This is a genomic window from Lacrimispora sp. (genome assembly GCF_031982545.1).
GTDB lineage: Bacteria > Bacillota > Clostridia > Lachnospirales > Lachnospiraceae > Lacrimispora.
Genome location: NZ_DALYXB010000013.1, coordinates 61,487 through 86,323 on the forward strand (window position 1 = coordinate 61,487; position 24,837 = coordinate 86,323).

At 41.2% G+C, this 24,837-nt stretch carries 21 protein-coding genes; 17 read left to right on the forward strand and 4 right to left on the reverse strand.

The genetic code is table 11. The features are described from left to right. Positions 1 to 5: 5 nt before the first annotated feature. The 9 genes from ABS301_RS20150 to ABS301_RS20190 all read left to right on the forward strand — a co-directional run bounded on the left by ABS301_RS20150 (position 6) and on the right by ABS301_RS20190 (position 10,250). Positions 6 to 950: an ROK family glucokinase gene (locus tag ABS301_RS20150; RefSeq protein ID WP_349673911.1), complete on the forward strand. Its 945-nt coding sequence runs from the start codon at positions 6 to 8 to the stop codon at positions 948 to 950. A 346-nt stretch (positions 951 to 1,296) separates the two neighbouring features. Further along, a complete protein-coding gene (locus tag ABS301_RS20155) occupies positions 1,297 to 2,967 on the forward strand; it encodes a putative manganese-dependent inorganic diphosphatase (RefSeq protein WP_349673912.1) in 1,671 nt (556 codons plus the stop codon). Positions 2,968 to 2,982: 15 nt separating this feature from the next. Beyond that, on the forward strand, positions 2,983 to 3,621 hold the full coding sequence (locus ABS301_RS20160) for a flavin reductase family protein (RefSeq protein WP_349673913.1): 639 nt from the start codon (positions 2,983 to 2,985) through the stop codon (positions 3,619 to 3,621). Then, on the forward strand, positions 3,618 to 4,151 hold the full coding sequence (locus ABS301_RS20165) for a shikimate kinase (protein ID WP_349673914.1): 534 nt from the start codon (positions 3,618 to 3,620) through the stop codon (positions 4,149 to 4,151). The genes ABS301_RS20160 and ABS301_RS20165 overlap by 4 nt, the downstream gene beginning before the upstream one ends. Before the next feature lie 303 nt (positions 4,152 to 4,454). Then, complete coding sequence (locus ABS301_RS20170; protein WP_349673915.1) at positions 4,455 to 6,137, forward strand: peptide ABC transporter substrate-binding protein; 1,683 nt, start codon at positions 4,455 to 4,457, stop codon at positions 6,135 to 6,137. Positions 6,138 to 6,227: 90 nt separating this feature from the next. After that, complete coding sequence (locus ABS301_RS20175) at positions 6,228 to 7,175, forward strand: ABC transporter permease (protein WP_349673916.1); 948 nt, start codon at positions 6,228 to 6,230, stop codon at positions 7,173 to 7,175. Beyond that, a complete protein-coding gene (locus tag ABS301_RS20180; RefSeq protein WP_349673917.1) occupies positions 7,162 to 8,223 on the forward strand; it encodes an ABC transporter permease in 1,062 nt (353 codons plus the stop codon). Before ABS301_RS20175 ends, ABS301_RS20180 begins: the two co-directional genes overlap by 14 nt. 10 nt (positions 8,224 to 8,233) lie before the next feature. Further along, positions 8,234 to 9,316: an ABC transporter ATP-binding protein gene (locus tag ABS301_RS20185; protein ID WP_349673918.1), complete on the forward strand. Its 1,083-nt coding sequence runs from the start codon at positions 8,234 to 8,236 to the stop codon at positions 9,314 to 9,316. After that, positions 9,303 to 10,250 carry an ABC transporter ATP-binding protein gene (locus ABS301_RS20190; protein WP_349673919.1) on the forward strand — a complete coding sequence of 316 codons (948 nt, stop codon included), beginning with the start codon at positions 9,303 to 9,305 and terminating at the stop codon, positions 10,248 to 10,250. The genes ABS301_RS20185 and ABS301_RS20190 overlap by 14 nt, the downstream gene beginning before the upstream one ends. Before the next feature lie 58 nt (positions 10,251 to 10,308). Here the strand turns inward: ABS301_RS20190 and ABS301_RS20195 are convergent, their stop codons facing one another. After that, positions 10,309 to 11,988 (reverse strand): methyl-accepting chemotaxis protein, encoded by a 1,680-nt coding sequence (locus tag ABS301_RS20195; protein WP_349673920.1) that lies wholly within the window; start codon positions 11,986 to 11,988, stop codon positions 10,309 to 10,311. A gap of 428 nt (positions 11,989 to 12,416) precedes the next feature. Between ABS301_RS20195 and ABS301_RS20200 the strand changes: the two genes are divergently transcribed. Next, positions 12,417 to 14,681 (forward strand): glycosyltransferase, encoded by a 2,265-nt coding sequence (locus tag ABS301_RS20200; RefSeq protein ID WP_349673921.1) that lies wholly within the window; start codon positions 12,417 to 12,419, stop codon positions 14,679 to 14,681. A gap of 24 nt (positions 14,682 to 14,705) precedes the next feature. Continuing rightward, positions 14,706 to 16,604 carry a glycosyltransferase family protein gene (locus tag ABS301_RS20205; protein ID WP_349673922.1) on the forward strand — a complete coding sequence of 633 codons (1,899 nt, stop codon included), beginning with the start codon at positions 14,706 to 14,708 and terminating at the stop codon, positions 16,602 to 16,604. Positions 16,605 to 16,670: 66 nt separating this feature from the next. On the opposite strand, the gene ABS301_RS20210 is transcribed toward ABS301_RS20205, so the two are convergent. The 3 genes from ABS301_RS20210 to ABS301_RS20220 form a co-directional block, all read right to left on the reverse strand. Next, entirely contained in the window at positions 16,671 to 16,886 is a 216-nt protein-coding gene (locus ABS301_RS20210; RefSeq protein ID WP_349673923.1) for a hypothetical protein, read from the reverse strand. A 121-nt stretch (positions 16,887 to 17,007) separates the two neighbouring features. Then, positions 17,008 to 17,730 (reverse strand): hypothetical protein, encoded by a 723-nt coding sequence (locus ABS301_RS20215; RefSeq protein ID WP_349673924.1) that lies wholly within the window; start codon positions 17,728 to 17,730, stop codon positions 17,008 to 17,010. Between the two features lie 26 nt (positions 17,731 to 17,756). After that, positions 17,757 to 17,942 (reverse strand): hypothetical protein, encoded by a 186-nt coding sequence (locus tag ABS301_RS20220; RefSeq protein ID WP_349673925.1) that lies wholly within the window; start codon positions 17,940 to 17,942, stop codon positions 17,757 to 17,759. A 475-nt stretch (positions 17,943 to 18,417) separates the two neighbouring features. Here ABS301_RS20220 and ABS301_RS20225 point away from each other — a divergent pair, with 475 nt between their 5' ends. From ABS301_RS20225 to murC, 6 genes are all read left to right on the forward strand, one after another. Further along, positions 18,418 to 19,536 carry a C45 family autoproteolytic acyltransferase/hydrolase gene (locus tag ABS301_RS20225; protein ID WP_349673926.1) on the forward strand — a complete coding sequence of 373 codons (1,119 nt, stop codon included), beginning with the start codon at positions 18,418 to 18,420 and terminating at the stop codon, positions 19,534 to 19,536. An 18-nt stretch (positions 19,537 to 19,554) separates the two neighbouring features. Next, the gene (locus tag ABS301_RS20230) at positions 19,555 to 20,430 is read left to right on the forward strand and encodes an AraC family transcriptional regulator (protein ID WP_349673927.1); all 876 of its coding nucleotides are present in this window, start codon (positions 19,555 to 19,557) and stop codon (positions 20,428 to 20,430) included. Positions 20,431 to 20,538: 108 nt separating this feature from the next. After that, positions 20,539 to 21,324: an AAC(3) family N-acetyltransferase gene (locus ABS301_RS20235; protein ID WP_349673928.1), complete on the forward strand. Its 786-nt coding sequence runs from the start codon at positions 20,539 to 20,541 to the stop codon at positions 21,322 to 21,324. A gap of 162 nt (positions 21,325 to 21,486) precedes the next feature. Next, complete coding sequence (locus ABS301_RS20240; RefSeq protein WP_349673929.1) at positions 21,487 to 21,996, forward strand: QueT transporter family protein; 510 nt, start codon at positions 21,487 to 21,489, stop codon at positions 21,994 to 21,996. A gap of 181 nt (positions 21,997 to 22,177) precedes the next feature. Next, positions 22,178 to 23,071 (forward strand): hypothetical protein, encoded by an 894-nt coding sequence (locus ABS301_RS20245; protein WP_349673930.1) that lies wholly within the window; start codon positions 22,178 to 22,180, stop codon positions 23,069 to 23,071. 257 nt (positions 23,072 to 23,328) lie between these two features. Beyond that, positions 23,329 to 24,708: a UDP-N-acetylmuramate--L-alanine ligase gene (murC, locus tag ABS301_RS20250; RefSeq protein WP_349673931.1), complete on the forward strand. Its 1,380-nt coding sequence runs from the start codon at positions 23,329 to 23,331 to the stop codon at positions 24,706 to 24,708. Positions 24,709 to 24,837: the final 129 nt, after the last annotated feature.

The following is a 24,837-nucleotide window of genomic DNA, read 5'->3' on the forward strand; positions in this document are numbered from 1 at the left end:
TGGATATGGGAAAAAAGTGTGTTGGCATAGACGTGGGAGGAACATCTGTTAAGATCGGAATATTTGAAATAACAGGGGAACTTCTTCATAAGTGGGAGGTTGGTACCAGAACGGAAGAGAACGGAAGATACGTTCTTGATGATGTATCTGCTTCCATTCTGGAAACACTTAAAAAGCTTGATCTCTCTCTTGATGAGATTAAAGGCATAGGAATGGGAGTTCCTGGACCGGTTATGCCGGATGGATATGTGGAGGTCTGCGTTAATTTAGGCTGGCGTGATTTATATCCGGGCAGAGAACTGAGCAGCAGGCTGGACGGAATTCCAGTGCTGTGCGGAAATGATGCCAATGTGGCTGCCCTGGGCGAGATGTGGCAGGGCGGTGGAAAAGGATACGAAGACATCGTTATGGTCACTCTGGGCACAGGCGTGGGCGGTGGCGTAATCATAGGAGAGAAGATTATTGCCGGCAAGCACGGACTGGCAGGTGAAATAGGTCATATTCATATCCGGGATGAAGAGACAGAACATTGCAACTGCGGCGGCGTAGGCTGTGTGGAGCAGATTGCAAGTGCTACTGGTATTGCGAGGGAAGCAAGACGCAAGATGGCTTCTACGGATATACCTTCTGTATTACGGGATTTCGGAGACGATGTTACTGCCAAGGAAGTATTAGATGCGGCAAAGGCTGGAGATGAACTGGCAAAGGCTGTGATCGATATCGTGGGTCATTATCTTGGTCTTGCACTGGCTCAGATTACCATGGTCATTGACCCGGAAGTATTTGTTATAGGTGGAGGTGTATCAAAGGCAGGACAATATCTCATTGATGAGATATTCCGCCATTATGACAGGTTTACCCCTATATCAAAAAGCAAGAGCAAAATCGTTCTTGCAACACTGGGCAATGATGCTGGGATCTACGGTGCAGCAAGACTGATTCTTGACTGATGATGAGCATGTAATAGATAAGGAAGGCAGAGAGAATGAACGCTCTCTCTGCTTTCCTTTTTGCATTGAGAGGGAAATGTTCTCACTAAGAGAGGGATTGAAGCAGTCATCGCTTATTTACAATTTACTAAATTATGATATAATGGGAATACTTCACAAAGGATAAAACCTTGTAAAATGAGGAGACCCCGGCTGCCAGGCAGTCGGGGCAATTATGAAAAATCTATGTGCAATTTGACCATTTAAGCGTTTTTGTTTGTTTAATTTCTATACAATTAGTATAAAAAATACATGTGAACACAATATGAACGCTGTGTAAACAGATTATGAAATAAAGGAGGAACCCATGGAGGAGAACCGTAGAAACAGGAAAACAATTGTAATTGGACATAAAAACCCGGATACAGATTCCATTTGTTCAGCTGTCTGTTATGCCAATTTAAAAAGGCTGCTGACAAAGGAAGACTATCAGCCGGGAAGAGCTGGGCGGGTGAATGAAGAAACCCAGTTCGTACTTAATTATTTTGGAGTTGAACCTCCGGAACTGACAGAGAATGTAAAGACCCAGGTGATGGATATTGAGATAAGGGAGACCCGCGGGGTAAAGAAAAACTTATCTCTGAAAAATGGCTGGAATTTAATGCAGGAGGCAAATGCTGTTACCATACCTGCCGTGACTGACGATGGAATGTTAGAGGGGCTTATTACAGTTGGTGATATTGCAAAGTCCTATATGAATGTGTATGACAGCAGTATTTTATCAAAAGCCAATACCCAGTATGCCAACATTGTGGAGACTTTAGAAGGAAACATGGTGGTTGGTGATGTCAGCGATTATTTTAATAACGGAAAGGTATTAATTGCTGCAGCCAATCCGGACATGATGGAATACTATATTGCCAAAGGTGATCTGGTTATTCTAGGGAACCGCTATGAATCTCAGTTGTGTGCCATTGAGATGGAAGCAGCCTGCATTATTGTCTGTGAAGGTGCCGCAGTCTCCATGACCATAAAGAAGCTGGCCCAGGAGCGCGGGTGTGCAGTTATGACAACTCCGTATGATACCTATACCGCTGCCCGTCTGGTAAATCAGAGTATTCCCATCAGTTATTTTATGAAAACAGACGGACTGATTACCTTCGAAGTAGAGGATTATATTGACGATATTAAGGATGTAATGGCCAGTAAACGTCACCGTGACTTCCCTGTTCTTGATAAGAATGGAAAATACAAAGGAATGATATCACGTAGAAACCTTCTTGGCGCCAAGGGAAAACGTCTGATTCTGGTTGACCATAATGAGCGGTCCCAGGCTGTTGAGGGAATGGAAAGTGCTGAGGTGCTGGAGATTATTGATCACCACAGACTTGGAACTGTGGAAACCATAGCTCCGGTATTCTTCCGCAACCAGCCGGTTGGATGTACGGCTACGATTATATACCAGATGTATCAGGAAAATCACGTGGAGATAGAACCGAAGATTGCCGGTTTGTTGTGCAGCGCCATCATTTCTGACACGCTGCTGTTTCGTTCGCCTACCTGCACAGAGGCAGATAAGAGAGCGGCCCTTAATCTTGCAGACATTGCTGGGATTGAAGTGGAAAAATACGCTTCCTCCATGTTTGCAGCAGGAAGCAATTTAAAAGGGAAAACAGACGGAGAGATATTCTATCAGGACTTTAAAAAGTTTACATTTGGAAAGGTGAACTTTGGAGTAGGACAGATCAGCTCCTTAAACTCAAAGGAACTTGATGAATTAAAAGAGAGAATGCTTCCGTATATGAAAAAAGCCAGAGAGGAACATGGGGTAGACATGATGTTCTTTATGCTGACCAGTATTCTTACGGAATCCACGGAACTTCTTTGTGAGGGACAGGGTGCGAAACAACTGATTGCAACTGCATTCCGTTCAGAGGATTCCATAGACAGTGGTGAAGATCATCTGGTTAGTCTTCCTGGTGTTGTATCCAGGAAAAAGCAGCTGATTCCTGGTATTATGCTAGCCGTACAGGAATAGAGAGAGGCAGGAGTCATGAAAGATAAGAATAACAGAGAGTCCGGGCAGGCAAAGCCATCCGGCAAGATAGACTGGAAGCCTGGAAATATGCTTTACCCAGTACCTGCAGTTATGGTGAGCTGTATGCGGCAGGGAGAAAAGCCCAATATCATTACGATAGCCTGGGCGGGGACGATCTGTTCTTCTCCTGCGATGCTGTCCATCTCCATCAGGCGGGAGCGCTATTCCTATAATATTATTAAGGAATCCGGTGAGTTTGCTTTAAATCTGGTGACTGCGGATCTGGTTCGGGCAGCGGATTACTGCGGTGTGAAATCGGGTAGAGACGTGGATAAATTTGCGGATATGAAATTAACCCCCTGTTCTTTAACAAATATAGGAGTGCCGGGAATCGCAGAAAGCCCGGTGATTCTCTCCTGTAAAGTTACAGAGATCAAGCCCCTTGGAAGTCATGATCTTTTTCTCGCTGAGGTAGTGGGCGTAACGGTAGATAACCGGTATATGGATGAGCAGAACAAATTTCATCTGAATCAGTCCAAACTGATTACTTATTCCCATGGAGAATATTTTGAACTTGGAAAAAAGGTGGGCACTTTTGGCTATTCAGTAAGAAAATCGGATAAGAAGTCAAAGGACAGGAGGAAAAGGAAATGAGAAGAAACCAGAATCTTGACAACATTACCTTAATTGGAATGCCGGCATCAGGAAAGAGTACTGTAGGGGTTCTTTTAGCAAAGCGTCTGGGGTATTCCTTTGTTGATGTGGATATACTAATCCAGGAACAAGAGGGGCGGCTGCTAAAAGAGATCATTGCTGAGGAGGGACAAGAGGGCTTTCTTCATGTAGAGAACAGGGTGAATGCAGAGCTTTCCGTTCATAACAGTGTCATTGCCCCGGGAGGAAGTGTTATTTACGGAAAGGAAGCCATGGAACATCTGAAAAAGATCAGTACAGTGGTTTATTTAAAACTCAGTTATGAAGCAGTAGAGGAACGGCTTGGTAATTTGACGGATCGTGGAGTTGTGCTGAAAGATGGAATGACACTAAAGGATTTGTACGAAGAGCGGATTCCTTATTATGAGCAGTACGCGGATATCACCGTTGATGAGAGCGGAATTGATGCCGGCGGTATCGTTGATGTTTTAAGAAGCATATTGGAAGAGCGTTTCGGATTGGAAACATAATGGAATAAAAGCAAGACGTTGAATTGATAAGATTCTGCGTCTTATTTTATTTGTACCAGCATATTTATATAAAAAATGAGGTGATAATATTAATTTATTTAACGTATTGATTAAATAAATTAAGTAAGCAATTCAAAAATTAATTTATTGATTTTATAATAAGCAATGGATATTGAAAACTATTGACAAATATATAAAAATATCATAAAGTTATAGAAAATTAAGACTAAGGCGTCTGAACAGAAAATAATTCTGCCAGATACCTTAATTTTTTTAAATTTAATTAAAATGGGAGGTAATTAAATGAAGAAAGCCATAAAAAAAATGGTGTCACTGGGAATCTCCGGACTAATGGTCTGGTCTTTGATCGCTTGTGGCAATTCCAAACCTGCGGCTCCAGTATCAGGCACAACTCAGGCTGCGGCGGAAACAAAGGCGGCGGAAGCAGCAAAAGGGAATGCATTAAACGTACATATCGATGTGGAGGTTGCTTCGATGGACCCCCAGATAGCAACAGATGGAACATCATTCGAAGTAATTGCAGATACAACGGATGGACTTTATGAACTGGATGCAGACGGGAACCCGGTCCCCGCATTGGCAGAGAGTGTGGATAAGAGCGCAGATGGGCTGACTCTTACCTATCATTTAAGGGATGCAAAATGGTCCAATGGAACACCTGTTACAGCTAAGGATTTTGTATTTGCATGGAGAAGAGCAGTGAATCCTGTAACGGCAAGCGAATACGCTTTTATTGTTGGAATCGCAGGGATTAAAAACGCAGATGCGGTATCTTCTGGTGAAAAACCGTTAGAAGAACTGGGAGTAACGGCGGTTGATGATAAGACACTGAAAGTAGAACTTGACGTACCGGTGCCATTTTTTGAATCTTTAATGGCTTTCCCAACCTTCTATCCGGTAAATGAAGAATTTTTCACCAAGTGTGGGGATCAGTATGCGAGTACACCGGATACGCTGCTGTCAAACGGACCATTTAAGATTACCGCCTATGAGCCGGCGGCTACTACCATCACTTTGGAAAAGAATCCGGATTACTGGGATGCAGGAAAGGTAAAACTTGATGGTATTAATTATCAGGTTATTAAGGATTCCCAGCAGGCAATGCTTGCATATCAGAACGGAGATTTGGACTTAGTCACACTTTCTGGTGAGCAGGTGGAGCAGTTCCAGGCAGATCCTGAATTTAAGAATATTATGGCTGGATATTTATGGTATATGTCACCCAATACCAAAGTGGCAGGACTTGAAAATCTTAATTTAAGAAAGGCATTGTCCCTTTGCTTTGACAAAGAGGCAGTGTGCAAAAATATTTTAAAGGATGGTTCGATTCCGGCATATTTTGCAGTACCAACCCTTCTTGCAACAGGTCCTGACGGAAAAGATTATAGAGAAGATGCAGGAAGCAACTACTTTAAGACAGATAAAGCGGAAGCTTTGAAATATTGGGAAGAGGCGAAGAAAGAGCTGGGAGTTGAGAGCCTGACTTACACTATGATTGTGGAAGATACGGAATCCGCCATTAATGTGGCACAGTTCCTTCAGTCAGAGATTCAGACCACGCTTCCGGGTATCACCATTAACTTAGAGCAGATGCCTAAGAAAAACCGTGTAGAGCGGATGCAGGAAGGTACTTTTGAACTTGGTCTTACCCGTTGGGGACCGGACTATGCGGATCCTATGACTTATCTTGACATGTGGATTACTGACAGCCCCAACAACTATGGCTTCTGGTCCAATGCTGAATATGACTCCATCATCCAGTCCGCTAAGAAAGGGGATCTTGCACTTGATCCTGCAGCAAGATGGAAAGCCTTAATTGGTGCAGAAAAGATTGTTTGTGACAATGCGGTGATTCTTCCGGTTTACCAGAAGGGAAATGCAGTAATGCAGAAAGCTGGTGTTGAAGGCGTGGAATTCCATTCCATCGCGATCAACCGTTATTTTAAGAATACGACTAAGAAATAAGACTTTGTGAGTTTTATATTCTGGCTGCCGGAGGGGTTACAGGTCCTGCCTGTTATTCCTCTGGCTGCTTAATTTGGGAGGGTAACGTTTGTGAAACGATATATTGTTAAGAGAATCTGCATTTCAGCAGCCACTTTGCTGGCTATCCTGCTTATATTATTTCTAATGCTGGAACTGATGCCGGGTTCCCCGTTCAATGATGAGAAACTAACCCAGTCTCAGGTGGCGCTGTTAAATGCCAAGTACGGTCTGGATAAACCGGTATTCATACGGTTTTTAAACTATGTGAAGAACATGCTGTCCGGCGACTTTGGGGTATCCTATACCATTTCAAAGAATACGTCTATTACCACTCTTTTAGCAAGCAGGCTTCCTATTTCCATCAGAATCGGAGGGCAGGCAGTTTTACTTGGAACTGTGGTGGGACTGATATTGGGACTCATAGCCGCTTTAAAGCATAATACGATTTTTGATACCATGACAACGGTTATATCCGTTCTTGGAGTCAGTCTTCCATCTTATGTATTTGCACTGGGGCTGTCTTATACCCTTGGCTATCAGTTTAAATGGTTTCCTTTATTGTATCAGCAGCAGCAAGCGGTGAAATCTTCAGTTCTTCCTACCATCTCCTTAGCCATGTTTACAGTAGCAACTGTAGCTCGGTTTACCCGAACGGAAATGCTGGAGGTTCTGGGATCCGATTATATGCTTCTTGCAGAAAGCAAGGGACTTCCGGCCTGGCGGCTCATACTGATTCATGGACTTAGAAATGCACTGATTCCCATTGTCACAGTTCTGGCACCTCTTGTTGTCAGTCTGATGACCGGTTCTCTGGTGGTGGAAAAAATATTTTCCATTCCTGGAATCGGAAGCCTTCTGGTCACGGCCATTCAGTCCAATGATTATAATGTGATCGTAACTCTGGCATTTATATACAGCGCCATGTATATAGGGATTATGCTTGCTGTGGATATCTTATATGGTCTCATTGATCCACGGATCAGGCTGGCAAAGGAGGATGACTATGAGCAGTCATAACAGGGAAGCAGTAACGTTTGAATTTAAGCCGGAAGATTTTATTATGGCGGATAACCGCAGGATAGGAATTGACCGGGTTTATCCGGCACAGTCCTACTGGAAAGATGTTATATCTTCTTTTTTGAAAAATAAAGGGGCAGCAGCGGGTTTTATTGCTATCGTTTTTGTCATCTTCATGGCAATTGCGGGCCCGTATATGAATGGCTATACATACAATGAGCAGATCATAGCAAACCAGAATCTTGCTCCAAGAGTTCCGGTTCTGGAAAAGTGGGGGATTATGGATGGATCAGAGACCATGAACACCTCCACTGGTAAAGTAACGGTTAACCGGTATGTTGATACGCAAAAGACTACCGGACTTGAAAATACTTATTACTGGTTTGGTACGGATGTACTGGGCAGGGATATATTTACCCGGACGTTTATGGGAACCAGAATCTCCCTTTACATTGCTTTGGTGGCTGTTCTTGTTGATATGTGCTTTGGTATGAGCTACGGTCTGATCAGCGGATATTTTGGTGGTGCAGTGGATAATGCCATGCAGCGGTTTGCGGAGATTTTAAATGGAATTCCAACCCTTGTCATTGTTACCCTTCTTATGCTGGTGTTAAAACCTGGGCTTGCAACCATCACTCTGGCACTTGCAATTACCGGCTGGATTGGTATGAACAGGGTCGCCAGAGCCCAGGTATTAAAGCTGAAGGAGCAGGAGTTTATTCTTGCATCCAGAACACTTGGAGCAGGGGATTTTTATTTGATTTTTAAGGAAATACTTCCAAACATTTTTGGTCAGCTGATCATTATGTCCATGTTTTCCATACCAAACGCTATCTTTACGGAAGCATTTCTTGCATTTATCGGCCTGGGGGTTCCGGCACCGTTAGCTTCTCTTGGGTCACTGATCAGCGATGCGTTTAAGTCCTTCACAACCCATCCCTATATGATCATATCACCAGTGATCGTTCTGGCAGTTATTATGCTCAGCTTTAATATGCTGGCAGATGGATTGAGAGATGCGTTTGATCCGAAGATGAAAGAGATGTAGGAGGCAGATTATGAATAAAGATAAGGTTTTGTCAATCAGAGATTTATCCATCTCGTTTCAGACCTCTGCCGGCGAAGTAAATGCCATCAGAGGAGTCAATCTGGATTTATATCAGGGGGAAACGCTGGCTATCGTAGGAGAATCGGGCTCCGGTAAATCAGTGACAGTGAAGGCAATTATGGGTATATTAAGCGGGAACGGAAAAGTAAAGAGCGGAACCATTGATTTTACCTCACGTAAGAGTGGAGAGGAAATAAAAGAAGAACTATTGTCATTTAGTAAAAAAGAAATGCGACGCCGGATTAATGGCCGCCGGATCGCCATGGTATTTCAGGACCCTATGACTTCTTTAAATCCCACCATGCCAATTGGCAGTCAGATTATGGAAGGAATGCGTTATCACTATAAAACCAATAAAAAAGATGCGTATGAAAAGGCGGTGAAACTCCTTGATCTGGTTGGGATTACAGAGCCGGAAAAGAGAATGAAAAGCTATCCCCATCAGCTTTCCGGAGGGATGAGACAGAGAGTGGTAATAGCAATTGCTTTGTCCTGTGATCCTGAGATATTGATTTGTGATGAACCAACCACTGCTTTGGACGTAACCATTCAGGCTAAAATACTGGAGCTGATTAAAGATATTCAGAAGAAAACTGGAATTTCTGTCATCTACATTACCCATGATTTGGGAGTAGTGGCAAAGGTGGCGGATTATGTGGCAGTGATGTATGCGGGGAAAGTGGTAGAAAAAGGGCTTTCTGAGGAGATCTTTTATGATCCCAGGCACCCCTACACCTGGGGATTGTTATCTGCCATGCCGGATTTAGATACCAATGACGAGGTGCTTTATACCATTCCCGGAAGTCCATTCAATCTGTTAAATAAAACAGAAGGAGATGCATTTGCAGAGAGAAACCGGTTTGCATTAAACATTGATTACCGCCTGGAACCTCCTATGTTCCAGGTCACGGAGACTCATTATGCGGCAACATGGCTTCTTCATAAAAATGCACCCGCTGTGTCAATGCCAGAGGCATTAAAGGATAGGATAAAAAGAATAGGGGAGGAGGTGGATTCGCTTGGAGGAGAATAGAAAACCACTATTGGAAGTAAAAGATCTAAAGCAGCATTTTAAGCTTGGAAGAAAATTTTCCATAAAAGCAGTTGATGGAGTTTCTTTTCGAATTTACCCCGGAGAGACCTATGGTCTGGTAGGAGAGTCAGGAAGCGGAAAATCTACCATCGGAAGGTCTGTTATTCGCCTGTATGAGCCCACTTCTGGTGAGGTGTGGTTTCAGGGTACAAAAATTTCGGGTAAACTTTCCCCTCAGGATACAAAGCATTTAAGAACTAACATGCAGATGATCTTTCAGGATCCTATGGCTTGTTTAAATCCCAGAAAAAAAATTTTGGATATTGTTGCCCAGGGACTTGATATTCACCACATGTACACAACCCTGCAGGAGAGAGAGGAAAAAGTATACCGGATTCTTGATATGGTGGGGCTTTCCAGGGAACATGCCAATCGTTATCCCCATCAATTCTCGGGAGGTCAGAGACAGCGGATCGGAATTGCAAGAGCGCTTATTATGGAACCGGAATTAATTATTGCAGATGAGGCGATTAGTGCATTGGATGTTTCCATTCAGGCCCAGGTTGTAAACTTAATGAAAGAGCTTCAAAAACAGACGAAAACAGCCATATTATTTATCGCACATGATTTATCCATGGTAAAATATATATCTGACAGGATTGGAGTTCTCCATTTGGGACATTTGGTGGAAACGGGGACAACAGAAGAGATATTCTTAAGGCCGATCCATCCCTATACAAGATCTTTATTGTCCGCAATACCAAAGCCGGATCCTGTTTCAGAGCGGAGCCGGACAGCGTTTACCTATGATTTAAAAGGTATGGGGATCGATTATCTGTCGGGGACGGAGCATCACGTAGAGGGTGAGCATTATGTTCTTGGAACAGATGATGAGTTGAAACGGTGGATGGCCAATGATTTCTTACAACAATAAAAAGAAGAAGGTATGCACATTGACGAGCATACCTTCTTCTTTCTTCTTATCACTTAATTTAATCTTTTAACTGAAACTGTTTCATCAGAGACTTAAGCATCTGAGCCTGACCTGCCATCTCTTCGCTTGCGGCAGCACTCTCTTCCGACGTGGCGGAATTCGTCTGAACCACGCTTGCAATCTGGTCAATGCCCTGTGTAACCTGGCTGACTGCAGTGGCCTGCTGTTCGGATGCGGTGGAAATCTGGTAAACAAGGTTGGCTACTGTCTGGGATGATAATACAATGCGGTCCATGGATTCCTTTGTTTCTTTTGCAATGTGATTGCCGGATTCTATGGAAGCCAGTGCCCGTTCAATCAGTACAGCCGTATTCTTGGAAGCTTCCTGACTCTTATTGGCAAGATTTCGAACTTCGTCTGCGACTACGGCAAAGCCCTTTCCTGCATCACCTGCTCTTGCAGCTTCTACCGCTGCGTTCAGTGCCAGGATATTGGTCTGGAATGCAATGTCTTCAATGGTCTTTATAACCTTGCTGATTTCGGAAGATGCTTCGCTGATGGTATCCATAGCAGAATTTAAATGTTCCATCCGGGTTTTACCGAACTCTACCTCTGCAGAAGTTGCTTCAACCTGGGTATTTGTTTCTTTTGCATTCTCAGCATTTTGATTGATATTACTTGAAATATCGTTAATGGTTGCTGCCAGCTCCTGAATGGAGGAAGCCTGTTCTGTGGCACCCTGACTGAGGGCCTGAGCACTGCTTGCAACCTGTTCAGCACCGCTTGCAACCTGATCAGATGCCTGGGTGATTTTACTCATAACATCATTAAGGGAATCAGTAAGATCCTGAATGGAGATCTGAACACCCCGAAATTCACCTTTAAATTCTTCCGGATCGTGAGGAATATTAAAATCCCCGTCCGCCATACGCTGTGTAGTTACGGAAATATAATTCATATAGTAGGAAATCCGTTCCATCATGGTTCTCATGCTTTCGGCCAGATGTCCCAGCTCGTCATTAGAAGTATACTCAACATGACAGTTTAAGTCACCCTGAGCCATCTTGTCAGCCACGTCTTTTAATTCATCAATTGGTTTTATAATACCGCGGGTGATATAGATTGCAATGACTATGGAGGTTGCAATGGAACCCAGTATGATAATTACCATAATAAAGATAAAAATATTTGTTTGCATCTCTAACTGGTTTGATTTTACATTGCCGTCATTGGATTTATTTGCCAGCATTGTATTGATGGTATTAGCGATATCAGCTGCCAGAGGGGCTGCCTGGCTGCGGAAAGTGGCCATGGCTTCCTGGGTGGATTTACCTGCAAGTTCTATGGTATTGCTTCGAATTCCTTCGTATTTGGTCATTTTCTCAACAAGCTGGCTGTAAAGTTCTTTCTCAGCCGGAGTCTTCATTCGACTCTCCACCTGCTTCATCATCTTATTAATTGTATCAATCTGTGTGTCTAGATTCTGTTTCTGTTTTTCTGTTTCAGATGCATCCTCTGAAAAGATTATGTATAAAACTGTTGCACGATGTGCCTGAAATGCCTGCCCAAGGCTTCCGATATCTCCCTGCGCGAAACCATAATCCTGAAGTTCAATACTATACTCCTGATTTACTTTGTGGATGAGCAGGATTCCTATGGTTCCTGCAAGACCAGAAAATAATACTACAATAAGAAATGTAAGCAATAACCGTTTTCCAACTTTTAACTTTTTCAGCATGTGTTTTCCCTTCTTTACCTTTGTTTTTCATATTCCTTTATTCCATAAAAATTCTTAAACTCACTGTAAAATAATTCCGTTTATAACAATATTATATAGCAATGGTAAGAATTAGTAATATCCAAATTATGGTATTATTGCAATATTATAGTTGCTTTATTGACATTAGTCAAGAACAGTTAATGACAATTATTCCGCATGAGGTCCCCCCCGTTTTAGGGAAGTTTTAACGGATTTTTCCTTGTAATATCAGAAACAGAATCAGGAGGTGTTCTTTGGAATCATTGTTACATTGTTCCCATCCACTGATTCCTTCCTACAGATCTGTTGACTTAAAGCCGCAAACTGTATATGATAAGACTCGGACTTCACATGATAACTTCTTTTGGTGAGGCAGGAAATTAATCTGTCTGCATATGAGGGGGAATATGATGAGACGAGAAGATAGTAAAAGAAATCTGCTTTTTATCGTAACAATCATTTTGATGTCGATCTATTTAATCTGGAGACTTGTATTTACGCTGCCTTATCATCAGGGCGCAGCAAATATGATTTTTGGAATTCTTCTGTATACTGCGGAAGCAGTTACTGTCTTTACCACCTTTGAGCTTTTTTACCAGAAAATGCGCATGAACCGGTATCATCTGGAATGCCCGGAAGTACCGGCTGAATATTATCCTGACGTAGATGTCTTTATCGCTACTCATAATGAACCTGCAGATATTTTGTACAAAACGGTAAATGCCTGTACATTTATGGAATATCCGGATAAGAATAAGGTTCATATCTATCTTTGCGACGACGGAAACAGAGAAGAGATATCGAAACTGGCAGAAGAATTTCAGATTGGATATCTGGGACTTGCTGATAATAAACATGCAAAATCAGGAAACTTAAACCATGCTCTAAACAGGACAAGTTCTCCACTCATTGCCACATTCGATGCAGATATGATACCGCAGAGAACGTTTTTAATGAAAACAGTTCCTTATTTTCTGCTTTCCAGATTTAAGAAAGAAGATGGGGGCTGGAAGTTAAGAGCGGAGGTAGAGATTGAGAAACAATTCCGGATGGGGTTAGTCCAGACCCCTCAAAGCTTTTATAATCCGGATTTATTTCAATTTAATCTTTATGCAGAAGGTAACATACCAAATGAACAGGATTTCTTTTCAAAAGAAGTGAACATTATGAGAAATTCCTCCAATGCAGTAGCCTATACCGGAAGCAATACAGTAATTTCCAGAGAAGCGCTGGAGGAAATCGGAGGCTTTCCCTATAACACCATAACAGAGGACTTTGAGACAAGTATCCGTATTCAGGAAGCCGGTTATATCACTTATGCAACAGATGAGATTCAGGCAGCAGGACTGACAACGACTACAGTAAAATCCATGTTAAAGCAGAGAGTGCGCTGGGCAAGAGGCGTGATTCAGAGTCTGCAGAATACAAAAGCAATCGTTACAAAGAAGCTTTCACTGCCTGCAAGAATCACTTATTTAAACAGCTTATTGTATTGGTGGTCATTTTTTAACCGTCTGATTTTTATTCTTTCGCCAATCCTGTTTGCCTTATTTGATTTTAAGATTGTAAACAGCGGATTCTGGGATGTAATTGTTTTCTGGCTTCCTGCTTACATTTTCTACAGCACCTCAATGCGGTATTTATCAGGTAATATTAGAAATCAGAGGTGGAGTCAGGTCATTGACACCATCTTCATGCCGTATTTGATTATTCCTGTGATACTTGAAACGCTTCATATTCACCAGAGAAAATTTAAGGTTACGAATAAGAAGAGAAACGTAAATGAATCCAGGTTTGGCTATATTCTTTATGCAATTCCCCATATGATTCTTCTTATTTTATCAGCAGCAGCCATGATACGGTTTGTCAACGGAAAATATGGCTGGGCACTTTTATACAGCAGTGTCATTATATTCTGGATCGCTTACAATATGATCGCACTGTTTTATGCTATCTTTTTTATGCTTGGAAGACCGGCTTACAGAAAATCGGAACGTTTTATGGCAAATGAAAAAATAGTGGTGGAGTATAAGGGACAGGAATATGAGGCAGTCACTGTGGATTTGTCTGAGAATGGAGTGGCATTTCGTATGGAAAAACCGGTTTATTTACCGGAGCAGGAAACCATTCATTTTACAGTTATTTCCAACCATTATAAGGCTCGTCTTTGCGGGAATATAAAGTATGTGAAAAAGGATGAAGTTGAAGGGGGATGGCGTTATTCAGCCTTAGTAGAACCGGAAGATGAAGGCAGCAGACGTCAGTATATGCAGCTTATTTATGACAGGGTTCACAGTCTGCCAATGGAAATGAATCTTTGGATCACTGCTTACGACGATATGTTAAGAAATATTAAAAAGAGGCTCAGTAAAACATTTTTCGATCAGAGAAAATTACCTCGGATACCGGTTAATAAGGAGATTGCTTTTTCAAATGGAGCGACCTGTAAAGTAGTTAACTTTAATTTCAATTATTTTTCTGTTCTGAATTTTGATGCAAATGGGAATGAGGAAGAGCAGTTTGATTATAATACAGAGAAAGGAATCAAGCTGACTTTAAAGAGAACAGGAAAATACCGGCAGCATTCGGTGGAAGAGCTGTTGGCAGTTACTAATATTGATGAACTGATTGAAAAAAATCAAATCGATCAAATCCTGTCTGAAATTTCATAAATGGACGAAGGTGAGAAATAAAAAATGCTATGGCTGATTCAAAATGGATTGATTATTTTGCTGATAGGTTCAATGACTGGCTATATGCTTTTTTCAAAGGAGTTACTTCAGTTTCAGAGTGAATTTGTACCTGTTTTCGTTTTTTCATCTCTGGCCTGCGGAGTATATTTGGGAGGTCTTGCAGGGTATTTATACCCTGGAGCCGTGGTTCTACTGGCAGGGGGAGTTTTGCTTGCGGGAATTTATGGGGTCAGGTTTCTATTTAAGAAATATAAAATCCATGCAGAAATTACTTTATTTAATAGTTTGTTTGTGATTGGCAGCCTGTTCTTTTTTTATCTGTTATATAAGAGCAGGTTGATTCACTATGACAATTTTTCTCACTGGGCAGTGGTTCTAAAGCAGATGTTAAGCACCAATGCGTTTCCCGACGCTTCCTCTGCGCTGATCGATTTTAAAAATTATCCATTGGGAACTTCTTCGTTTATATATTTTATCTGTCGGTTTGCGGGGCACTCAGAGGAAGTAATGCTGATTGCTCAGGGACTTTTGATTTTTTCCTGTTTTTATGCTTTGTTTGGCGTCATAACGGAAAAAAAACGGTTTTTACTCTATGTGTTTTTAGCGGCAGGCTGCTCTACCCTTTCTGTGTTTAATATTACTATAAGAATCAGCAATCTGCTGGTTGATTTTCTGCTGCCAATTTTTACGTTGGTTTTATTTGCTGTTGTTGACCGGTATGAGAAACAATTGGTAAAGGCATGTTTTGTAATTGCGCCGGTTGCCGGGCTTTTAATGATTATTAAGAGTACTGGAACGATCTTCGCAGGAATCGGGTTTTGTTATCTTATATTTATATGGTTAAAAAACAGGGATAGAGATTTAGTTAAGAATGGATTTGCGGTACTTCTTTCCATTGGAGTGGCATTGATTCCCTGGTTATTGTGGAGCTGGCATATGGCGGGGGCTTTTAAGGGAGTTGAAAATAAGTTTGATGTGACACGACAGGTGGATACCATATATGGTGGGAAAACTCAGGAGGAAGTCAGGCAGATTGTAAGTCTGTTTATTCAGTCAGTTTTTGATTTGAAAAGCAGGCCTTTTATGGGAATTTTGGCGTTTAATTTTATGGCAGCGGGAGGTAGTATAGTTGCCTGGGCAGTGTTGAAAAAGAACTGGAGACTGTGGAAGGCTTTAATTGCACTGGATGCTGTAGTTGTATTATATTATGCCGGTATTTTAGGGCTATATATCTTTTCCATGCCTTCTGATGAGGCACTCAGGCTGGCGGGATTTGAACGTTATGCTTCCAGCATTGTAGTTCTTTTTGCGGGAGGTCTGGTTTTATGCGCGACCGGGGATTTTGAACGAACTTTTTATTATAGAATCGGACAGGTTCCGGATCTGATGGCTTTTAAAAGTGTGGATAGCAAGGATCGGTATCAGAAAGGGGTTATTGTCTGCATTGCATTAGCGGTTATTCTTCTGATGTCGGAGTTTAATGGTATGGAGACGATACAGAAATCTTATACTTCCACATTGCCTTATAAGGTACGGCAGGTTACGGGAGACCGGTGGTATCGTGACGGAAAGATGGATGAGAGCAGGTATTTGTTTTATGCAACAGATGCGGACGGGCAGGTGACGGATTATTATTTGCAGTATATTGGGAAATATATGCTTTTTGCGCCTCATGTGGATGGCATATGCGCTTTCTATGAGGACAATATGGATAATCTTCTCAGCGGGTATGATTATCTGGTGGTGGTTGAGAGTGATGCGGAGGCGCGGTATTTGCTTAGGAAGCATTATGGGGTAGAGGGGGAGGTTGGGGTTTATCGGGTTGAGAGAGATGGGGGAAGGGTTGGATTGGAACGTCTGGATTCTGATTTTTTACAGATTAATATAAGTAAATGGCATTAGTTTTATATAAATAAAATCCCCCGGATATAAAGTCTATAACCGGGGGATAAATGTTAATAACTTAATTTATACAATAATATTTCTGTCAATAAGAATGTTTTTTACGATGTCTCTTATGGAGGCAGGGACGTCCTCAATTGTTTTATAGGTTTCATCTGTTTTAACACTCCGCTCAATCAGATCTGCATATACATTTGAAATTGATTTCATATCAGGAGTCGCTGATAATTTATTGCCAATTTCAGCAATGGTGTTTTTTAACAATGCAAATATGGAGTTCATAGAGAGCTTTAATTCATAGATATCAGTAAGCAGACTCGGAATTTCTACTGCTTTTTGATTAAGCTCTTAAAACAATTTTCTTTTTGTGGGAATGTATTCAACCGGAATTTTTGAATCATCCTCAAGAATACGAACCGTATCCGTCAGAATCACAATAATCAATTTCATAATCTTTTTCATAAATCATTTCTGGCTCTGCACCATCCTTATCCTGTATAAGGATCACGTCTTCTTTCCAGGACACATTACAGTCTTTCACAATTACAATGCGCGGCATAGAAACGGGAATGGAGCCACTGCAGATTAAAGCCTGATAGGCCTCCAGCTTGGCCGGTATCAGCCTTTTGTTTAAATCTCTGTCATTGTCCATTCGTTTTTTAATTTCATCGTAAATACGTTCACTTACATAAGTTATTGTAGACTTTTTGACACCACCGTTGGTGCCCAGAAGTCTTCGGTACCTTGTGCCATTTACTGAAAATCCTTTGTTTGCCCTGTAATAATCCTTGCTTGAATTCATAATCAGATAAATGCAGTCTTTCTGATATTGGAGGTCGTATAAGCTCTTGTATAATTCTTTTATCTGTTTCTTAGCTTCTTCACATCTTTCCATTTTTCTAAGTATTTTTAATTTTTGTTTAATAGAAATCACCTTGCTGTCTATATCCTCATTGCCGTTTAATTCCATAATCCAGCGCAGCAGCTGACTGTCTCCTGTAGCTACCACATCGTTTTTGTTATTAAGTGCAGCAGAAAGCGAAAGTGTTAAGTTCCAGTCAGCCTTGGCAAGGTGTTTACTTTGCAGCTTATATATAAATTTGTGACAGGATTGTTCTCTGATCAATTGTTTTCTCCCCCTTATTATTTGTTTTAAATATTATTTTTGTGCTGCATCTGAGTCTTTTCTGACTGAACTTTACGTTCTTCCGGCGTATATGGGGGTATATGGCGCTGATTTGTACGTTCGGTGCAGAAATCGCGAATACTGACTTCACCTGCATAGACTCTGTGAAATTCTTCTCTTGTTGGTATGGTTTGTTTTTTAAATGATTTCATATAGATTGGCTCTCCTTTTTGTTTTTATCTTTTGGCAGTTTGCCGGTTAGATATTTTTAAAATAGGAGAGAAGAAATATAGGAAGTAAAATAAATAGTTTTTAAAGGGGTATATTTGTTGATAGCTTTTTTTTGCGGCGTGGACAAATAATAACATGATGTAGACGATATGTCAACTATTGAATTATATGTTTTATATTATTGACTATTGACTTTATAGGTTGCCAGTGCTATCATGAAAACAGAACGTGTGTTCGAAAACGGGAGAGGGAATAGAGGAAGAATAAAACCATATTATGAGGAGATAGTATAAATAATTTATAGGTGGTATATTGTATAGGTTAGATTGTGGGTAATTACTTTATAGAAAAGTACTTTTATATATGGCTGATAATAGCATATAAAAAGAGCAGAAAATATCATGCAACATACCTTCTTTCTGATTAAACTAAACTCAGAACAGGAGGAATAATAATATGAATCATGTAACAGCTTATACCGTGAGTCTGGAAGGTAGCAATTATGAAGTAGGTTACCAAGCTGGAAAGTTTATGGGGGAGAATTCCCAATTGAGATCACTTCATACCCAATCGGTGGAAGGATTTGGAGCAGGAGATTTCAAAGAGGCACAGACATTGTTCAGCCGATGGTGTCCGGGATTGAATGAGGAAATTCATGGATTTGCAGATGCGTTGCAGGTCAGGGCGGAACAGATATATTTCTATGGAATGACTTATCTGTTGCCCCGTTGCAGCCAGGTCGCACTTTTACCATCTATGACGGCAGAACAAAAGCCTCTTCTTGCCCGGAACTATGAATTTAATCATGAAGTAGAAGATTTTTGTCTTGTAAAAACTAATATTACAGGAAAGTTTGCCCATATTGGCACCAGCGTACTGTTTTTTGGGCGGGATGATGGTATTAATGAGCATGGACTTGCGGTGACAATGAGTTCCTGTGGTTTTCCAGTAGGGGCGATGCCGTATATGCGTGAACCAAAGATGAAAGGTCTTCAATTCTGGGCAGTCATTCGGTCTTTATTGGAGAACTGTAAAGATGTAAGGGAAGGCCTTGAGTATATTCGTGATATGCCAATTGCTTATAACCTGAATTTAATACTCCTTGATCAGACGGGCAACGCAGCTTTGGTAGAAACGATGGATGGTAGATTATCCTATAAAAAACTGGAGCCCACTTCACCTCAACAGTTTTTACATGCCACCAATCATCCGGTCTTACCGGAATTAATTCCTTATGAACCCAAAGCATTTGTCCATTCTTTAAAACGCTATGATTACATTACAGGAACCCTGACCGACGCCAGTAAAGTTACCAGAGACCAGTTGAAGTATATGCTTTTGTCAAAATATCCGGAGGGATTGTGTACCCATTATTACGAAGAGTTTTTTGGCACTACGAAGAGCATGATTTTATCTCCGGCAGATAAATCAATTGATATTTGCTGGGGTGGTAGAGAAGAGAACGGTTGGGAACGCTATCAAGTGGGCGATGCCATGAAAGAAACGGTCAGAGAAATTGAATTGAATTTCGAAAACGCCGATCCGGATATTTATACGTACCGGCCAATTTTATAAAAAGAGGAGAGATTAGTTATGGATTACCGGAAGTCGCTGGAACAGGCAGTGATTTATATCGAAGCCAACTTAAGAGAAGACATTCGTGTAGAAGAAGTGGCCAAGGCTGCCGGTTATTCCTACTATCATCTCAATCGGCAATTCTATTCCCTTCTGGGTGAAACCATAGGAAGCTACATTAAAAAACGCCGCCTTGCCGATGGAGCAAAGCGGCTGCTCTATACAGATGAGCGAATTATTGATATTGCAATTGACAGTGGATTTGAGTCATCAGAAGCATTCAGCAGGGCATTTAAAACAGTATATCGGGTGAGTCCTCAGCTGTATCGTATCAATCGACTGGATGCTTATGTTGGAGCAAAAGAACGATTGGATCAGGGACTTTTACAGCATCTCATATCAAACGTAACGGTTCATCCAAAAATTGTGACCATGCCAGAGATTAAAGTGGCAGGAATACGGGGGGAAACCACTCTCTCTGATATAAAGCTAAGAGATCTTTGGAAAAATGTTAACAGTATGCGCCGCCATATACCCAATCTGGTAAAGGGAGGCAGAGGTTTTGGAATTTGTGAAGCCTGCAATGAAAATACTCTGTATACCATGAATGATTTTGTTCTATTTACTGAAGTGGCGGGTTTTGAAGTGGACTCATTTGAAGACCTTCCATCACAATTTGTAAAAAAGGTTCTGCCTGCAGGAAAGTGTGCTGTTTTCACTCACAGGGGAAGCTTAAAAATGCTTCCTCAGACCTTTGAATATATTTGGGGGACCTGGTTTCTGGAAACGGATGAGGAATTGGATTTACGGGAAGACTTTGAACTCTACGATAATCGGTTTCTGGGCTACGATCATCCTAATTCCGAAGTGGATTTATATATTCCCATTCGATAATAGATGGGATTGGCGAGATAAACGAGGCTTACTTGCAAAATCCCCCTGACTCCCTTATGATATTAGATACATAACTATTAATTTATTTGGGATAAGAAAGGTAATATTATGTTTACAAAACAAAGTCTGAAACAGAATTTAAAAGAAATGGGAATCCAGCCTGATGACACATTATTGGTTCATTCATCCATGAAAGCAATTGGAGGGGTTGAAGGTGGTGCAGATACTGTATTAGATGCATTTATGGAATACTTATCTGATGGACTTCTTATACTGCCAACGCATACATGGTTTTCCATGTCGGAATATCATAATGTTTATGATCCACGGATAGAACCGGCTTGTGTAGGGATTTTACCCAATCTTTTTATGAAACGAAAGGGCATACTCCGTTCCCTCCATCCAACCCATAGTGTAGCAGTCTATGGTAAAGACAGCGAAGCCTTTATTGAAGGGGAAGAGAATCGTACAACCCCCTGTCAGCAAGGTGGATGCTATGATCGCTTAATGGAAAGAGGCGGTAAGATCCTGCTTCTCGGTGTGGGACATGAGAGGAATACCTTTATTCACTGTGTGGAAGAGCATTTAGATGTGCCTGACCGTCTTACTAAGGAGCCCACATATTTTAAGATAGTGATGCCGGACAAACAGATAAAACCTTGCTTTATGCACCGGCATGAAAATTCCGTTACAGACCATATCTCAGAAAATTATAAAAAACTGGAGCAGGCTTTCTATGAAAGACATGCTGCAGCAAAGACCACATTTGGCAATGCCGCCTGTATTCTGTGTGACACGAAAGCAATTTTTGAAGTGACAAAAGACGTGCTGTCCCACCAGATCAATTGCCTGATTGAATTGGAGACGATTCCGAAGGAGTGGTGGCAGAAATAATAAGGCAGATTCTGGGCATGACTTGCATTTGTACCGGATTTGTGCTATAGTATCACCCGTAATAAGGCCGTGGAACTCTTTCTTTTACAGGGGATTTCACAAAACAAGACCGGTGTGTTCGAGACCTTCCACACCTAAAACAAAACTAAAGGAGAATTTAATATGAATTACAAATCATCAGGGAAAACCCATTTCATGGTTTTTTCCGCAGTTATCGCTGCAATCTACACGGTTCTGACCATTGCATTTGCCCCAATCGGCTTTGGACCCGTCCAGTTTCGGATTTCCGAAATGCTTTGTATTCTCCCCTTTTTTACGCCGGCTGCAATTCCAGGATTATTTATTGGTTGTTTCCTGTCCAATTTTTTGTGCGGTGCAGCAGCTCTTGATGTGGTTTTCGGAAGTCTTGCCACTCTGTTCGGAGCCATTGGAGCATATAAACTCCGGGGAAATAAGTGGCTGGTCTGTATTCCGCCCATCGTGTCCAATGTTCTTATTATTCCATGGGTTCTTCGATATGCTTACGGTTCGCCGGATATGATCTGGTATATGATGGTTACTGTTGGCATTGGGGAAGTTCTTGCAGTCGGAGTATTGGGAAATCTTTTGCTGGGCGTACTTAATAGATATAAACATATTATATTTGGTCGCTTTTTATCGGAGACGGTTTAATAGAAGATCAAAAAACTTAGAAACTCCTGACCCAGTTAAAAGTCAGGAGTTTTTTGTTGATTTCTCTTTCAATAGATAGTTACATGTGGTAAAATATATTTATCTGAAACAATGTTATGTAACCGATATGTAACCGCTTTATTATATAATAAATTTGTAAACAAAGGACTATGGTGAAGGGATGACAGTTGGAAGAATGAGTGTGGTTCGTAATGGAGATAGATATTTTACAATAGCAGTAGATGAATTTGAAGATAGTAGCATTAAAGGAGTTTTATTCCATGACAGAGACTCTGAAGGAATATTATTTGATAGTCTTCTGGAGATGTTTTTTAATATGGATCGGATCTTTGATCAACTGGGAAGCCCCAAACAGACAGTTCAGAGGCGGCAGTTTTCCGGAATAGAGGATCTTTCTCCGGAAATAAAGAAAAGCAATGAAAAAGAAAGAGCCGGTAAACTGGCCACTTTTTATGTTTTTGTACAGTATCGGTATTATGCAAGCTGGCAGGGGAACTTTAAGTGGATCGAAGGTGACGAAAAGATACCATTTGAAAGTGAACTTGATTTAATTCTTTCCATGTATCGGTTATTGAGCGGTAATGAAAAGAAAGAACAGGTTAATAATATTATTACTACCTGCCATGTGGCGATTGACAGCTACCATTCAGGAAAGTTTACTGGGAACTATCAGAATATACCGTCTGAGATATTAGAACAGCAGATGAATCCAGTGGACCTTGCAAAGTCCCTGGGTACTTTTATGGAATACGAATTAAAAAATGATGATATTCCCAAGTACGGGCTAAACTATGGACAACTAATATCCAGTGATGCCTGTACGTTTTGCAGAAGAGGAGGAAAGATCGCTTCTTTTTCCATTAAAGTATTATTTCACGAACACTCAACCTGGCAGGGGATTATCTACTGGAGAGAGGGACGGCAGCAGCAGCTGTTCCGCAGTTATAAGGAAATGCTTTATTTAATTGCATCAGTAGCAGAGGCTTCAGCAGGAACCCCGGGTTTTAGGGGACTTCTGCATGCAGGAGCGGAACTGGCATTATCCGGATCTTGATTTCAGTGTCATAAATTGCACTTTACAGGTCATAGAATCTGTAAGGTGCATTTTTTTAAATTGGGGGGATATATTGCAGCTGCAAATGGGGCATTTCATCACCAGGCTTCGTCCTTGTTTGGATTACCCGGTAGATTTTCTGCTGTTTTTCTTATATAATAAAGAAGAAAGCAATTGACTTTATAAGAAAAAAGCAGTAAAAGTAAGTGAAAGTAACAGTTACATAAATAAATTATAAATTTAAGGATGGATAAAGCATGTATCAGATTGATTTTCATAAACCACAGGCAGTTCATTTTATCGGTATTGGAGGAATCAGCATGAGCGGTCTGGCTGAGATTCTCATGGATGAGGGATTTTCGGTGACAGGATCAGATTCTCATGAATCGGAGCTGACACATCACCTGGAAGCAAAAGGCGCAAAAATTGTGTACGGACAGCGCGCAGAGAATATTACTGAAGGAATCGATGTGGTGGTTTATACAGCTGCGGTACATTCTGACAATCCGGAGCTTATGGCTGCAAAAGAACAGGGACTTCCCATTTTAAGCAGAGCAGAACTTCTTGGTCAGATGATGAAGAATTATGAGAATGCGATTGCTATTTCAGGTACTCACGGAAAGACTACCACAACCTCTATGATTACAGAGGTTCTTCTCTGCGCGGATGCAGACCCTACTATTTCCGTAGGCGGAATATTAAATTCCATAGGGGGAAACATACGTGTAGGCGGTCCGGAACTATTTGTGACTGAGGCCTGTGAATATACCAACAGTTTTCTTTCTTTTTATCCAACAGTGGAGATTATTTTAAATATAGAAGCAGATCATCTTGATTTCTTTAAAGATATCAAGGATATTCGTAATTCATTCCGTCTGTTTGCCCAGAAGCTTCCAGCGGACGGACTTCTGGTGATTAATAATGATATCGAAAATATTGAGGAGATTGTCCGGGATCTTCCATGTAAGGTGATTACTTTTGGTAAGAAAGACGGAAGCAGATATCAGGCGGAAGGAATTGCGTTTGATGATCTGGCAAGAGCCACCTATCATTTAAAGATTGATGGCTCCATTGTGGATACGGTAACTCTTGGAGTACCGGGAGAACATAATGTGTATAACTCCCTGGCGGCAGCCGCTGTGTGTGCAGAACTGGGAATATCATTGGATCAGGTGAAAAAGGGACTGAAGCATTTTACAGGCACCAACAGGCGCTTTGAAAAGAAGGGCGAACTGGGAGGTGTGACCATTATTGATGATTATGCTCATCATCCACAGGAGATCCGTGCGACCTTAAGCACAGCACAGCACTATCCACACAAAAAACTGTGGGTTGTTTTCCAACCCCATACTTATACACGTACAAAGGCATTTCTTGACGAATTTGCAGATGCGCTGTCTCTGGCGGATGAGGTAATTCTTGCAGAAATTTATGCAGCAAGAGAAACTGACAATCTGGGCATCAGCTCTGCAGATATCGTGGAGAGAATCGAGAAAAAAGGTGTAAAAGCTCATTACATTACCTCGTTTGACGAGATTGAAACATTTATTTTAGAAAATTGTATACACGGTGATTTGTTGATAACTATGGGTGCCGGAGACATTGTAAAAGTGGGAGAAAAGCTGTTGGGCTTATAGTTATCCACATTATCCACATAGTTTTCAACATTTTATGTTAAGAAACTATGTGGATTTTTTAATTTACATAAATTATCGTCTCACAATTTAGAAAATCTCGATTTTATCAGCAATTCAACAGAATCATAG

What these genes read in the sequence shown, in the direction of transcription:
- ABS301_RS20150 (WP_349673911.1), top strand. Translation starts at nt 6, where the DNA reads ATGGGAAAAAAGTGTGTTGGCATAGACGTGGGAGGAACATCTGTTAAG.
- ABS301_RS20155 (WP_349673912.1), top strand. Translation starts at nt 1,297, where the DNA reads ATGGAGGAGAACCGTAGAAACAGGAAAACAATTGTAATTGGACATAAA.
- ABS301_RS20160 (WP_349673913.1), top strand. Translation starts at nt 2,983, where the DNA reads ATGAAAGATAAGAATAACAGAGAGTCCGGGCAGGCAAAGCCATCCGGC.
- ABS301_RS20165 (WP_349673914.1), top strand. Translation starts at nt 3,618, where the DNA reads ATGAGAAGAAACCAGAATCTTGACAACATTACCTTAATTGGAATGCCG.
- ABS301_RS20170 (WP_349673915.1), top strand. Translation starts at nt 4,455, where the DNA reads ATGAAGAAAGCCATAAAAAAAATGGTGTCACTGGGAATCTCCGGACTA.
- ABS301_RS20180 (WP_349673917.1), top strand. Translation starts at nt 7,162, where the DNA reads ATGAGCAGTCATAACAGGGAAGCAGTAACGTTTGAATTTAAGCCGGAA.
- ABS301_RS20185 (WP_349673918.1), top strand. Translation starts at nt 8,234, where the DNA reads ATGAATAAAGATAAGGTTTTGTCAATCAGAGATTTATCCATCTCGTTT.
- ABS301_RS20195 (WP_349673920.1), bottom strand. Translation starts at nt 11,988, where the DNA reads ATGCTGAAAAAGTTAAAAGTTGGAAAACGGTTATTGCTTACATTTCTT.
- ABS301_RS20200 (WP_349673921.1), top strand. Translation starts at nt 12,417, where the DNA reads ATGATGAGACGAGAAGATAGTAAAAGAAATCTGCTTTTTATCGTAACA.
- ABS301_RS20205 (WP_349673922.1), top strand. Translation starts at nt 14,706, where the DNA reads ATGCTATGGCTGATTCAAAATGGATTGATTATTTTGCTGATAGGTTCA.
- ABS301_RS20210 (WP_349673923.1), bottom strand. Translation starts at nt 16,886, where the DNA reads ATGAACTCCATATTTGCATTGTTAAAAAACACCATTGCTGAAATTGGC.
- ABS301_RS20220 (WP_349673925.1), bottom strand. Translation starts at nt 17,942, where the DNA reads ATGAAATCATTTAAAAAACAAACCATACCAACAAGAGAAGAATTTCAC.
- ABS301_RS20225 (WP_349673926.1), top strand. Translation starts at nt 18,418, where the DNA reads ATGAATCATGTAACAGCTTATACCGTGAGTCTGGAAGGTAGCAATTAT.
- ABS301_RS20230 (WP_349673927.1), top strand. Translation starts at nt 19,555, where the DNA reads ATGGATTACCGGAAGTCGCTGGAACAGGCAGTGATTTATATCGAAGCC.
- ABS301_RS20235 (WP_349673928.1), top strand. Translation starts at nt 20,539, where the DNA reads ATGTTTACAAAACAAAGTCTGAAACAGAATTTAAAAGAAATGGGAATC.
- ABS301_RS20240 (WP_349673929.1), top strand. Translation starts at nt 21,487, where the DNA reads ATGAATTACAAATCATCAGGGAAAACCCATTTCATGGTTTTTTCCGCA.
- ABS301_RS20245 (WP_349673930.1), top strand. Translation starts at nt 22,178, where the DNA reads ATGACAGTTGGAAGAATGAGTGTGGTTCGTAATGGAGATAGATATTTT.
- murC (WP_349673931.1), top strand. Translation starts at nt 23,329, where the DNA reads ATGTATCAGATTGATTTTCATAAACCACAGGCAGTTCATTTTATCGGT.